Here is a 12,355-nt window from a genome sequence, read left to right as displayed (position 1 = left end):
CTTGCGAGGGACGCGATGCGCACCACGTTGACTCTCATCATCGTCTCCTTGGCGATGCAGTTGTCGCCGCTAAGCGCGGAATGCGTTCAACATTCCACTGAATCCTTGTCAAAGGCCGCCCTTGCAGTCGTAGTTGGCAAGCGATGCGGGCAGTCCTGGCCTGGTAACAAAGACCTTGACGCCGAGCTGCGACGGATGTGGCAAGAGAGAATGTGCGTGAAAGATGGCGACGATCTGAAGCGGCGTTTTGCCGACGGCGGGTATCAACACAGTATTGCAGAAGCTGAGAGCGAATTTAAACGGATGGCGATTTCTTGTAAGCAATACGGGTCAAAAGGCGCTTTTCGATAACAGCAGCATTTCCTCGCGCCCGTCGGCCCTCAGCGTCGCGTGATTGCGCGGATGCGATCGCTTTCGCGCGCGTGGTCGATGGCTTCACGGACGGATGAGGCTGCAGCTTTGATCTGGCCTCGAGCCGCCTTGCCGGCAGCGGCGATCAGCGCCTGGCGCGCGGCGGCACAGGATGAGCAGGCCATGGGACGAGAGCCTCAAATATCCCGTTGCCGGCGCCGGCCGGATCAGCTTCGATGGGGCATCCACGGAGAGACGGATGAGCAACCCAGATATCCAGCGGCTTGTGAGCGCCGCGCTCGGCCCGGAGATGGTCGCCGAAGAGGCGCTTCGCGTTTTGCTTAGACAGCCAGGCGGGCGAGAGGCAGTCGAGGGCATCCGCGCCGCTGTCCTGAAACGACTGAAGAACAGCGAGATCGCTGATGAAAATGCTCACCGCTATCTTGAGGTGCTAGCTCCGGCGATTGATAGCGCAAACCTAGTCGTAGAACGGGTGCTGCGCGATGATGGATGACACGACCGAACGCCTCGATCGCCTTCAGATGGAAGTCTCGCAGCTCAGGGAGATGGTGATCATCCAGACGGTGATCCTGCAGGCGCTGGCACTGAAAGCCGGGATCGCGCCGCAGACGATGATGGCGATGAGCCCTGTTCCGATCCCGGAGCCTAGCGACCTGATGGCGATGCTCAAGCCGAAGGGCTAGGCCGCCGGATTGTAGGAGATGTCGTTCTCCTGCCAGCAGTTGCAGAAGATCTGCCACTCGCGCTCGGTTGCCGCGGCTCCCCAGGACTTGGAGGGCTCGCGGATGACGACCGCGGCCGAGCAGCCGCCGCCCTCGCCCGTGGAGGTATCGCGGATCGCAATGTTCAGCAGGCGCTGCGAACCCATCCGCATCCGCTTCACGGCCTGCTCGAGATAGGCGTTCATCGCCGAGTTGGGCTGCAGCTTCAGCGTGACGGTCGCGGACTGGTCCGCAGTGATCGAGACGACAGAGGCGCCGTCGGCGCCGGTGAGCGCCGAACCGAGGTCAGTCGGGCGCTCGACGAGGACGGCATCGTCGCCCTCCCATACGCCGATCACCTCTCGGCCGTCGATCGTGACGACAACGTTGTCGAAGCTGTACAGCGTCAGCGGGGCGCAATTCACGGCCATGTGTCAGGCTCCCTTCAGAACCGAAGCGTGATCGAGGCCGAGGCGTAGTGGATCGCGCCGGCGTAACGGAAATCGACCTTGATGTCGGGGGCGATGCGGTTGCGCCGCTGCGAGGCCGGGATGTTCTCGACCCTGTCGACGCTGATCGTGTACTCGGGGACGATCTCGGTCGCGTCGTCGGCGAAGTCCGCGGCAACGACGCCGGCGGCAACCGCCCGGCGCATCACGCCGTCGACCGTGTTGGTCAGCATGCCGACGCCGGGGTTCGTGTAGGGCACCCGCGCGTTGTTCGCGAGCGTGGAGAGCAGGGCCTCCTGCATGCGCGCGACGATCCAGTCCGAAGCGTGGATCTCGTCGATGAAGGCAGCCGAGCCGACCGATCCCTCGACGACCATCGGCAGGCCGCCGATGTCGACATAGGTGTTGGCGAAGTGCCCCTGCGCGGGGTTCAGCCCGAGGCCCGGCACGAAGCCCGTGATCGCCTGAACGACGGCCGAGCTCTTGTTCAGCGGCGTGATGCCGGCGAGCTTCTTGAACTTGACCGTATAGGCATTGCCGGAATTGATGTCGCCGCGCTGCGCTGCGAGCAGGTTGCCGCGGTCGAGATCGCGCGTCGACGCGTAGGCCAACATCGCCAGGGCGCCATAGAGCGTCGCATCCGTGTGGTAGAACACGAACGACCGGTCATAGCCCTTGCTCTTGATGTATTCGGCGATCGAGCCGCCGAACTGCGGCGAGGTGGCGGTGTGGGTGCCACTCTGCGTGCCGGTTGTGGTCACGGCCGAGCCGCCGGGCGTCGTCGCGAGCTGGAAGGTGTTCGTCGCCTGGTTGACGACGTAGTAGGTCGTGCCGGCCGTCATGCCGGTCGGCAGCGCGCCCGAGGTGGTGAGAACGACCTGATCACCGTTCTGCAGGCCATGGGCGTTCCAGGTGACGACGCCGGGCGACGCGATGCTGATCGTGACCGTCGAGGTCTTGTCCGGCTCGGCCGCCGGGCTCTCGGTGCTGATGTCATTCGAATCCAGGCCAGCGAGAACCGGCTTCGTCTCGGCCCAGTCGGCGGCGAGCTGCTGACTGATCGTGTCGCGGATCTCGGCGGTGAAGCCGAGCCAGTAGAAGTCCGAGTCCGCGGCGTAGATCGCGTTGAGCTCGCTCGTGATCGAGTTGGCCGCATTGCGGTACCCCAGTTTGATCTGCCGGGGGCGCGGGTTCTGCGCGAACATGGCGGCGGCCGCCTTGTAGGCCGCATCTGCCTCGTCGAAGTCTGCGGCCACCTCGAGCAGCGTCGAATAGAGCTTCGTCCGGTGATCCGCGTCCAGGATGCCGGCGATCACCTCCGGCTGCACGATCAGCGCGACTGAGAAGCCGGTCGCAACGGCGAAGCGATCCTGGCGCGTCAACGTGACGTCGACGACGCGGGAATAGGGCAAGCGCGCCATATGCGGGCTCCTCAGGGTTTCAGGTAGGTGAGCGATCGGGTGACGGTCGTGCCGCCCTGCCCTTCGAAGGTGACGGCGCCCGTCTCAATGACGTCGACGAGCAATTGGTCGGTGGCGATGGCGCCGAGGGTGACGTCGAACTGCGCCCGGCCCTCTGGCGTCTGCTGGATCATCTCGGGCTCGCGAGTGGCCTCGCCGACCTCACGGACGACGAATGGCGCCATCCAGACCGAGGCCTCGCCGGAGCGCAGCCCGGCCGCCAGCAGCCCGGCGAAGACGACCGGGCGCGGCGCATAGACGTGAATCCGAAACAGCAGCTCGACGCCGCGGTGTTTGGAGAGGACGATGCGGCCCTCACCGTCGATGTCCCGCTCTTCGTAGCACTCCCCATCGATCTCGCCGGTATCGCGATCGGTGAGGAACTGGATCATGGCGTATGGGCCTTTCGGCCGCGGCGCGCCCTGGTTATCCCAGATGATCTCGACGAGTTTCGTCCGGCTCGGGTCGATCAGCGAAGCATTGTCGTCGACCCGCTTAAGGTAGCTCCACAGGCTCCGGTACGCTTCGTCCTCGATCATGGGTGATGAGCCTCGCAATCGCGCGGTAAAAGCCGCCCTCGGCCCGGTCCTGAGCCTTCACGACGCGATAGGCCTCGCCGCGCGCGTTCATGACCTCGTCGGCGCGGGTGCGATCGTCCTCGTCGGCGGAATTGAGCGGTGTGCGCGACCAGACCGTCACCAGCCCCTCGGTGCGCTCGCCTTCCGGCAGGCTTTCGAGGTCGCGGGCAGACGGCGCCTGCATGATGGCGCGGATTGGCGCCTCGACCCCATCGCCCTGTGTCCATTTGCCTTCGACATAAGACCCGGCAGGCCAGGTGCGCAGCGTGTGAGGCGTGGCCGCGATGTCGACGGCCAGACCAGCCAGAGCGAACAGGCTCACTTGTCGACCTCCCACGTCACGCTCTGGCGCATGCGGCCGGTATCGATCAGCGTTCGGGATGAGCCCTTCCGCAGAACGGTCGAAGCCGCGTTGGGCGGCGGCGTGTTGGCCGCAATCTGGTCCTGGATCTTGCCAGCACCGAGCGCGCCGAGTTTGGGCAGTTGCGCGACCAGAGGCGTGCCGTTCTCGACCGTCGCCTTGGCAATCTTTCGCAGCGCCGCCCGATATTCCCGGCGGTTCTTGAACATGGCGATGGTAATGAAGGGACGCGCCGGAATGCCGCGCGAGGTGCCGAAATGGTTCCATATCGCGATCGAGACGACGTCCGCGTCAGCTTTCCCAGCCGGGAAACCGACCTTGACCGCCGTCGGTCCCGCGACGCCCTTCTCGATCTTCGCGATGTGGTTGGCCAGGTTGCCGCGACGACGGAGCGTGACCTTCGTCCTGATGGCGACCATGGATCACACCAATGCGATAGCGGGCTGGTTCCGGCGAAGCAGTTCCATGTAGCGGCGGCCGTAGGGCGTCGACGCGTAGCCGGAGGACGAGCCGCCTCCACCTGCCCCGCCGCCAGCGCTGCCCAGCTTCACCTGGACGTCGCCAACCTTGGCCTCGCTGACCAGTCCGGCGCCGATCACGCCGCCGATCGAGCCGATGTCCCCGTAAAGAGCGCCATCGACCGTCAGGATATGCGCAGCGAGATAGAGGATGGCCGGCTGATAGTCGGCCTCGATCCAAGAGCGATCGACCGAAGCCGAAGCCTCCTGGATCGCCGCGTTGATCGTGTCGTCGCCGACGCCCGCGAAGGTCGGGAACTTCGTCCGAAACTGGCTGAGCGTCGGGATGACGTAGGGCATCAGTCGGCCTTGGCCTTCCGCCCGGAGACGGCCTTGCCGTCGGGCCCGGTCACCTTGAAGCCCTGACCAGCCAAGTCGGCCGCGGTCTCGGCGCTGATTGCGAGCTCCTTGGAGAGGCCCGCGTCGATCGGCTCCTTGCGGATGCCGATCTCAGCGAAACGCGGCTCCTTGGCCGGATTGGAGACGGTGTAGAGCGGGGCCTTGGGCATTGGCTCTGTCCTTCGTTCAGGCGGCCAGCGCCTTGTCGATCTCGGATTGGAGACGCGGGGCGCCCCAGCGTTTGTCGGGCTGCTCGCCGACGAGATCGGCGTATTGCTTGCGGAGATCGTCGATATCCGGCTCAGCCTCGTCGGCGTCCGAGATTTCGACCATCTGCGAGTGCCGCATGACCTCGGCTTCGTAGGCGCTCAGGTCAGCTGTGATCTCGCCGTAGGCCGGCAGGATCATCGGCCCATTGAGCGACGGTACATCCAGAGGGAAATGCGAGAGGTTCTTCAGGTGATACGCCATGTGACCTCGGCTTATTGGAGCGGCCGCCCGGGCTATCCCGAGCGGCCAAGTTCAGGCGATCACGCCGGCGCCGGCAGGATGCCGTCGAGGTAGTAGAAGGTCGCCAGGGTCTGGAAATCGAGACCGCCGGTCCGGAAGATGCCGGGCACCTGCCAGTTGAGCGGACCGTCCTGGTAGACCGGCAAGAACTGGTGAGGCATCGGGAGGTTGAGCTTCACGTAGTTCTGGTCGTTTTTGTAGGCGACCAGACGGCCGCCGCCGACGACGGTCTGGGTCGAAGCCGTGCGAAGCTGAGGCATCGCACGGATGGTGAGCGGGCGCCCCGTCGTCAGCGTGTAGTTGTTGGTCCGGAGCAGCCAGGACAGGATCGTGTCGGCGCCGAGCGAGTTGAACGGCGTCGAGGAGATCAGGTTGAACGCTTCGACCGGCAGCAGGACCGTATCTGCCCACTCGACCGTGTTCGTCGAAACATTCGTCCCGGTCAGAGCCTGGTTGATGTCGCGCATGATCTGTTGGGCCGTCTTCGTGACGGTGCCATCGTTCGCCATCCAGTGGCGCGCCGAGCCTGTGCCGTCGGCGGCTGCCGCCGCGGCGGTGATGCCCGCGTTGTTGATGAGGCCGGCCTTCCCCTTTTCGGTGGACCCGGCAATCGTCAGGTCCCACATGAACTTGGTATAGGCGAGCTTCGCAGCGCGAGCGCGGCGGCTCGGGAGAGAAGCGCCGACCTGAATGGCCGCGTTCACCTCCTCGATATTGTACTGGTAGCCGATGGCGGCGAGATGGAACGTGCTGAGCTGCATGTCCTGGGACACGTCAGCGAGCGGGATGTCCTTCGCGGCGCCGGACTGCCAGTTGGCCTTGCCCGTGAGATCCGACGTATAGGTCAGGACGCCCGGCGACCACGCGGGGCCGCTGGTGTCGACGAACACGAGGCGAGCGTAGTCCCAGTCCGGGAAACGGGCCTCATAGACCGTCTGGTTGACCTTGTAGGCCTGGCCCTGAACGAAGGCCAAGGCCTGCGCGTCATTGAGCAGCGGCCCGCCGTTATGACCGATGAGATTGTGCATGGATCACCCCGAAACCGAGACAGAGGGAACGGGACGGCGGTAGCGGACGATTCCGACTGCCCCATTGGAGCCATCCTCGTCGAACTGCGCGCCGGGGATGGTGACGACGGATGCGGACTGAGCCGCGCCGGTCCAGGTGCCGTTCGCCGTGTTGAAACGAGCCTGAGCTCCCCTGGTGACGTTGGCGCCGAGAAGCACGCCGATGACGCCGGATTCGCAGATGGCGACGTTGTCGTACTGCGCGTAGGTGTCGCCCGGACGCGGGAGAACGGCGACGGCCTCGGTGATCCCGAACACGTTGCGGCCGTTCGTGGCGTCGAGGACGATGCAGGTGTGAGCACCGGTGCCTGGCATGACCGGGACGCCGAACGCCAGAGTGCCGGAGCCCTCCTTCGTCCGCGTGATGGTGGTCCACTCCTCCATGTTGGCGCGGCGGCCAACGGCGTAGGCGTCGATGTTCTGCTTGAAAGTCATGGGCATCGGTCAGCCCTCCTTCCGCCAGGCGTTGAGGTCGGTGACGCTCTTGGAAAAGGCGTCGTTGGCCTGCTGGCGCGCGTCGCCGACCTGCTTCAGGCCGTCGATAGACAGGCGACGGACCGGGTCGGTATCGGCATCGCCGACCGAAGCTCGCAGGGCCTTGAACGCGCCGGCGATGGCCGCGTCGTCCATCCCCTTGGCGGCATCGCCGAGCTTGGCATCGACCGCGGCGCGGCGGATGTCGGAATCGGTCTTTCCGTCTGCGGTGACTTCGGCACCGGTGATGGCCTTGGCATCGGCGATGACGGCCGATCGGGCCACGACCGCAGCGTCGATCTGCTGCGGCGTCATCTTGCCGTCCTCGACCTGCTTCTTGAGCACGGCAATCTCGCCGTCCTTGGTCGAAACCGCAGTGGTGAGGTCGGTGATCTTCTTGTCCTGCGCGTCGACGGTCGCTTTCGCGTCGTTGAGTTGCTGCAGTACCTTTCCGACGACCTGCACGGCCGTATCGGACATCTCGACGGTGATGCCGTCGACCATGAGGGTCTTCATGGGCGTCTCCATTGGAGGTGGGATGGCCGCCCAGCTGTCGCCGATGCGGCATTGCGGACCGGCTCGGCCGGCTGCAACGATTGCGAGGTGGTTGCCTCGGATGTTCTTCTGGATGGCGTCGTAGGCCTCGCCGGCGGGTGTGGTGCCAGCGGTGAAGTCGAGGTCGCAGGCATAGCCCATGGAGAGCTCGCGCTTGCCAGCCTCGACCGCGTCGATCGCCGCCTGATCCATGACCGTCATCGGCACGCGGACGAATTCGCCGTCGCGGGCGATGTCGCCGCCGGTCATGCCGACGCTGTGCTGCCTCCAGTTGCGGGCGCCGACGGCCTCGGCCGGGTGATCGTTGGTGACGGGCCGATGCGCGAACGACGCGAGCGCCTTGTCGCTGAAGACCTCGGCCTCTGGCCGGAAGACCCGGACCTGATCCATCTCGGGCTTCCCGACCTCGCGGCCGTGGTAAATCTGGATGCCGGTGCGGGCGACCTTGGCGTCAGCCACGAGGTAGCCGTCCCCGGTACGGCGCGTGCCGTCCAAGGCAATCTTGTCAGTGAAGAGCATGGCAATCCCGGATTGGTCGTTCTAGGATCAGCCCTGGGGAGGCGATCATGAGTGGAACGTACTATATAAAAAACGGATATATTTATGGGCCGAAACAATCGGGCCAGTACTATGTCAGAAATACTTACATATACGGACCTAAGAACAGCGGGCAATACTATATAAGAAACGACCATATTTATGGCCCAAAGAAATCCGGCCAGTTTTATATCGCCAATGACTATATCTATGGCCCGGGCGAACCGCCTTGGCTTGACGGCTAGAACACGATGACCGCGCGCGCAGTGCAGCGGCAGTTGATCGGCTGGCCGGGATGCCCGTCTTGCGGCGGGCTCGACCATTTGAACGTCTTGCCCTCGCGATCCCAATGGGATGGCCGGGCGTTCGGATACCTGCCCTCGGGATTGCCGCGGACGCGCTCGTCGAGCGACGTCGACCAGACGTATTCGGTGACGCCCATCGCCTGCTGACGAATGCGGTTCATGTCGCCGTTGAAGCTGGCGGCCTGATCGCGGGCGATGAGCTTGGCGCGCCGGCGGGCAATGCCGAACTCGGACGAGATGATCCGCTCGATCTCGCGGTTGTTGAGGCCGCGGGTCAGAGCACCGAGCAGCTTGGCGGAGAGCCGGCGCGCGACATCCTGAGAAAGCCCACGGACCAGCGAGACGTTGCGCAGCACCGCCGCGTCGATCGTGTTCCCGATGCCCTCGGCCTGGATGACCGCGCCGAGGTCGATTCCGATCGCCGACCGGACCGCCTCATTGAACCGCCGACGGTTGCGCTCTTCCTCCGAGCCGAAAGCGTCGCGCCATTCCGAGCGCAGGCCATCGACGAAGCCGTCTGCAAAATCCCGCAGCGCCCGCATGGCGCGCTCGAACCAGTTCAGGTCGTCGCGCATCATCTGGGCCTTGGCCGAGATGGCCGCCGGCAGGACGTCCTGTGCGACCTGCTCGGCCATGCGACGCAGCAGCCGATTGGTTGGGGCCAGAAGCGCCGCCTCGAATGCCACCGTTGCCGGGATCGGCCTCAGCACCACCCGCTTGCGCTTCGTCGTCCGAGCCTCGCGCATCCATGCTTGGATGTTCATTCCTCGGCCGCCTGCTGGCGCTCCAGCTCGGCGTTGAGGCGCGCGGCCTCTGCCTTTGCCTCGGCGTCGTTTTCACCCGGCTCGTCGCCGAATTCCTCGAGCGCGGCGTCGAGTCCGGGGAACGTCCCATCCTCGACGAACATGTTCTGGACGCCGCGGGCGAAGGCCTGATCCGGGATGAGCCCGGTGTCGGCGATGTCCTTCACCGCCTTGGCCTTCTTCTGCGCGACCTCGGCTTTCTCAACCTCGGTCATCTGCCAGAGCGGGGCCCAGGTGTAGTGGACCGCGTCGGGCTTGGAGCCGAGGGCCGAGCGGATCAAGATCTCGTCGAGGCGTGAGAGTGCCGGCCGGAGCTCGAGGTTCTGCCCTGCGCTGATCCGGTCGTAGTAGTTCCGAATGTCGCTCTGCCCCGTGGACTGAAGCCCGCCGGGCGTCTGGCCTAGCAAACGCGTGGCTGGGATGTCCGCAGCGCCCGAGGCGATCTGCAGGTAGGTGTTGAGCACATCCGGCAGCGTGGCGAAGCTGATCTGCTTCGACGACCATTCCTCCTCTTTGTCGAGAAGGAGGGTGTTGGTGATCGACTTTCCAGTGTTCGCCAGCGAGAAACGCTGCAGCAGCCTGCTGCGATATTCCTCGGTGGCCAAGCTCTCCATGAACTCGGGAACGCGGACGATATCGACCTTGGCCTCTTGCAGCATGGCGGCGATGGCCGCGGCGGCGCTGCCGGCCTGCATGACCGCGTCATAGACCGCCTGCAGCACCGTATCGCCCCAGCTATCGTAGGCCACGGCGCGATCGGGGATCTCGGCACCTACAAAGCGCACCACCCTCGACGGGTGGATGTCGACCATGTCCTGCCGGCCGGCCAGCGTGTATTTGATCGGCTCCCCATAGAATGGCGAGAGCGGGTCCTGGTCGAGCTCGCCGGCGATCATCTCGTGGCGGCTGAAGACGTGCAGGTATTTCAGCCCGCCCGCCTTGATGCCGTCTGGCCGGATCTCGGCCATCGGGTCACGATCGCCAGTGCCGATGAACAGCACCGCGCCGCCGTAGAGCCGCGCCAGCTTGCGGGCCTGCATCACCTTCCGCTGAACGGAAAGCCTCGCCTCCTCCGCCTCGATCTTCTCGATCTGTGGCTTATCAGCCTGCCAGTCGCGCCATTCACGCGTCTCGTCGAACGCCGGGACGTCGACGATCTTCCGCGCGATCCAGTCGCCCCGGTAGGCGTTGTCGACCTGCCCCTTGTCGAGCAGCGGCAGCACGAACATGCCGCCGGTCGATTTGTCCCTGATGGTCCCCAGGCCAGACGTCAGGTTCATCAAAGTGTCTGACGTCAGGGTCATGCATCAACTCACGTTGGCGAGGGTGAAGCGCGACCTGTCGAGTAACGCGTTGAAGGCTCGGCTCGTGGCGTCGGCATCGTCGTCGTGTGCCGATTCAGGGAAGCCCTCCAGCGCGGAGAACCATTGCTCATTCCACGGCCCGCGGAGCACTAGGACGTTGCCGGCCTCCGCTTGCGCGGAGAAGGGTCTGAACCGCGTCTCCTTATCGCCCGATTCCGGCGTCGCCCGTGCGGCATAGCCACTGAGCAGCTTGACCAGATTCTGGACCTGCGACTTGCCGGCCTGGCCTGGGTCCTGCGGCAGCGAGATATGAACCTCGCGACCGTCGGCCGAGGCCGTGTTCTTGATCAGGGTCTCGACGCCTGCCGGGGAAAGATGATCCGCGACACGGTCCGCGACGATGTAGCGGCCGTCCGTCAGAAGGCCGATCTTGACCCCAGCGGTGGCGTCGGGGTCGTTGCCCTCGATTTTCGGCGTTCCTGCCAGGTCCCAACCCCGCATCCACCGAACGATGCGCGCCGGCAGTGCGTCGACGACCTCGCACCACCCGCGCTGGAACAGCAGGCCCGCCGCGGGCCGGATCTTCCAGTTACCGCCGAGGAGGCGTTCGCGCTCGACTGTCGGCTGCGCCATGAGGTTGGCGAGGTAGCCAGGGTCCGCCGCCATCAGCAGAGCGTTGTCGCTCAGCTTGGCGGGGATGAACGTCACCGACTTCGGCGGGATAGGCTCGCCGGTCAGCGGGTTCGTGTGGTGTGCCAGTTCATCAGGGCTGTCTGCCCAGATGATCGCATCGCCGATGCGGATGAACCAGCGCAGGACGCCGGCTCGCTCCGCGATTGCGAACCCGGTCTCGGGATCGATCCACCACGATATGAACTCGGCGACCCAGCTATCCGCGTCGGGGTTGCAGGTCGCCCGCACATAGGGCCGGACACCGCACATCGAGCGGTTGCGGCTGAGCATGTACCAGAACTGCTTGGCGCTGAAATGCGTCAGCTCGTCGAAGCAGATCAGCGGGATCTGCGATCCTTGCCAGTTGTAGATCGTCTTGTCGTGCTCGAGGTGGGCGAACGCCACCCCCGCTCCCGAAGGAAATGTCCAACTCAGATCAGGCGCCGATCGGGGCGCCGCGCTGAGGTGAGGATAGAGCTTCTCGCTTTCGTCCCAGAGGCCGCCTTCGTTCCTGACCTGCGTCAGGTTGCGCCGGAAGAACACCGCACCGAATGCGGGGTTGTTGACGTGCCGAAGTGGCTCCATCAGGAGCGCCCAAGTCTTCCCGCCACCCGCCGCGCCGCCATAGATGGCGATGTCGGCTGGCGACGAAAGGAACGTCGTCTGCGGGCCAGGCTGCGGCCTGATGATCGTCGGGGCGCCCTGCCCCTTCTCAGCCTCTGCCATTGTCGGGAAGCTGGAAGATCGTCACCGGCGTCGGAGCCGGGAGATCCTTTCCATCCTTGCCAGTGTGCTCAGCTACGATCTTGTCGCCGTAGACCTTGGGCTTCCGCTTGCCGGCAAGCCATTTCAGCGCATTGACGCGCGCAGTGATGTCGGCCGGCTCTTTCGTGTCATCGGTCGCAAGGTCGGCGATCTTGTCGGCGAACCAATCGCCCTGATCCTCGCGCGCCTGCGTGTACTTGCGACGAAACTCCTCATCGGCGTCGAGCCAGCGGAGGATCGTGCGCGCACTCACTTTCGCGGCTTCGGCCGCTTTGTCGAGCGTCCCACCGTCGCGAATGATGTCGAGGATCGTGGCCTCGGCGTCGCTACTGAAATCAGAGGGGCGTCCCATCAAAACCTCGGACGATGCCGATGCATCCAAGTGCCCGCTGCAGATGTACCCAGCGGATGTTTACACAAGAAAGCCGAAAGCAGCCGGCGCCTGAACAGCTGCGCCGACCGACCCTGCCGATCGACTTCATCACCCAGCGAAGATTGAGACGCGATCTGAGACTGACCAGTGCAGACATTGCAGAAATCGATATCGAGCTCGCGATCGAAGCGGGGCTCCTGAGCAAACCAACG

18 protein-coding genes are annotated in these 12,355 nt (G+C 64.8%); 3 read left to right on the top strand and 15 right to left on the bottom strand.

Features of this window, described 5'->3' with window-relative positions:
• The first annotated feature begins 15 nt into the window (after positions 1-15).
• The 3 genes from ASE63_RS27285 (at position 16) to ASE63_RS14825 (ending at position 1,055) form a co-directional block, all read left to right on the top strand.
• Entirely contained in the window at positions 16-351 is a 336-nt protein-coding gene (locus ASE63_RS27285) for a hypothetical protein (protein WP_156410368.1), read from the top strand.
• Between the two features lie 259 nt (positions 352-610).
• On the top strand, positions 611-865 hold the full coding sequence (locus ASE63_RS27280; RefSeq protein WP_156410367.1) for a hypothetical protein: 255 nt from the start codon (positions 611-613) through the stop codon (positions 863-865).
• A complete protein-coding gene (locus ASE63_RS14825; protein WP_162261778.1) occupies positions 858-1,055 on the top strand; it encodes a hypothetical protein in 198 nt (65 codons plus the stop codon). The genes ASE63_RS27280 and ASE63_RS14825 overlap by 8 nt, the downstream gene beginning before the upstream one ends.
• Here the strand turns inward: ASE63_RS14825 and ASE63_RS14820 are convergent.
• From ASE63_RS14820 to ASE63_RS14750, 15 genes are all read right to left on the bottom strand, one after another.
• Positions 1,052-1,504, bottom strand: coding sequence for a phage protein (locus tag ASE63_RS14820; protein WP_056802428.1), 453 nt, complete (start codon positions 1,502-1,504; stop codon positions 1,052-1,054). The genes ASE63_RS14825 and ASE63_RS14820 overlap by 4 nt on opposite strands.
• Positions 1,505-1,518: 14 nt before the next feature.
• Entirely contained in the window at positions 1,519-2,943 is a 1,425-nt protein-coding gene (locus ASE63_RS14815; protein WP_056802425.1) for a DUF3383 family protein, read from the bottom strand.
• A gap of 11 nt (positions 2,944-2,954) precedes the next feature.
• On the bottom strand, positions 2,955-3,521 hold the full coding sequence (locus ASE63_RS14810) for a hypothetical protein (RefSeq protein ID WP_056802421.1): 567 nt from the start codon (positions 3,519-3,521) through the stop codon (positions 2,955-2,957).
• Positions 3,478-3,882, bottom strand: coding sequence for a hypothetical protein (locus ASE63_RS14805; RefSeq protein ID WP_056802419.1), 405 nt, complete (start codon positions 3,880-3,882; stop codon positions 3,478-3,480). Before ASE63_RS14805 ends, ASE63_RS14810 begins: the two co-directional genes overlap by 44 nt.
• The gene (locus ASE63_RS14800) at positions 3,879-4,340 is read right to left on the bottom strand and encodes a hypothetical protein (protein WP_056802415.1); all 462 of its coding nucleotides are present in this window, start codon (positions 4,338-4,340) and stop codon (positions 3,879-3,881) included. Before ASE63_RS14800 ends, ASE63_RS14805 begins: the two co-directional genes overlap by 4 nt.
• Positions 4,341-4,343: 3 nt before the next feature.
• On the bottom strand, positions 4,344-4,739 hold the full coding sequence (locus tag ASE63_RS14795) for a DUF4054 domain-containing protein (RefSeq protein ID WP_056802412.1): 396 nt from the start codon (positions 4,737-4,739) through the stop codon (positions 4,344-4,346).
• On the bottom strand, positions 4,739-4,948 hold the full coding sequence (locus tag ASE63_RS14790; protein ID WP_056802410.1) for a hypothetical protein: 210 nt from the start codon (positions 4,946-4,948) through the stop codon (positions 4,739-4,741). The genes ASE63_RS14795 and ASE63_RS14790 overlap by 1 nt, the downstream gene beginning before the upstream one ends.
• A gap of 16 nt (positions 4,949-4,964) precedes the next feature.
• A complete protein-coding gene (locus tag ASE63_RS14785; RefSeq protein ID WP_156410366.1) occupies positions 4,965-5,249 on the bottom strand; it encodes a hypothetical protein in 285 nt (94 codons plus the stop codon).
• Between the two features lie 59 nt (positions 5,250-5,308).
• The gene (locus ASE63_RS14780; RefSeq protein WP_056802402.1) at positions 5,309-6,316 is read right to left on the bottom strand and encodes a DUF2184 domain-containing protein; all 1,008 of its coding nucleotides are present in this window, start codon (positions 6,314-6,316) and stop codon (positions 5,309-5,311) included.
• Between the two features lie 3 nt (positions 6,317-6,319).
• Positions 6,320-6,796 carry a hypothetical protein gene (locus ASE63_RS14775; protein ID WP_056802399.1) on the bottom strand — a complete coding sequence of 159 codons (477 nt, stop codon included), beginning with the start codon at positions 6,794-6,796 and terminating at the stop codon, positions 6,320-6,322.
• Positions 6,797-6,799: 3 nt separating this feature from the next.
• A complete protein-coding gene (locus ASE63_RS14770) occupies positions 6,800-7,903 on the bottom strand; it encodes a DUF2213 domain-containing protein (RefSeq protein WP_056802397.1) in 1,104 nt (367 codons plus the stop codon).
• A gap of 259 nt (positions 7,904-8,162) precedes the next feature.
• Positions 8,163-8,990, bottom strand: a complete 828-nt coding sequence (locus tag ASE63_RS14765; protein ID WP_082609960.1) for a phage minor head protein — start codon at positions 8,988-8,990, stop codon at positions 8,163-8,165.
• The gene (locus ASE63_RS14760; RefSeq protein WP_056802393.1) at positions 8,987-10,333 is read right to left on the bottom strand and encodes a phage portal protein; all 1,347 of its coding nucleotides are present in this window, start codon (positions 10,331-10,333) and stop codon (positions 8,987-8,989) included. The genes ASE63_RS14765 and ASE63_RS14760 overlap by 4 nt, the downstream gene beginning before the upstream one ends.
• 3 nt (positions 10,334-10,336) lie before the next feature.
• On the bottom strand, positions 10,337-11,731 hold the full coding sequence (terL, locus tag ASE63_RS14755; RefSeq protein ID WP_056802391.1) for a phage terminase large subunit: 1,395 nt from the start codon (positions 11,729-11,731) through the stop codon (positions 10,337-10,339).
• A complete protein-coding gene (locus ASE63_RS14750; protein ID WP_056802389.1) occupies positions 11,718-12,122 on the bottom strand; it encodes a hypothetical protein in 405 nt (134 codons plus the stop codon). Before ASE63_RS14750 ends, terL begins: the two co-directional genes overlap by 14 nt.
• Between the last annotated feature and the right edge of the window lie 233 nt (positions 12,123-12,355).

Origin of the sequence: Allobosea sp. Root381, assembly GCF_001429395.1 — a bacterium.
In the GTDB taxonomy this organism is placed as follows: domain Bacteria; phylum Pseudomonadota; class Alphaproteobacteria; order Rhizobiales; family Beijerinckiaceae; genus Allobosea.
Note: the sequence above shows the minus strand (reverse complement) of the source record. Positions and strands in the feature narration are given on the sequence as shown.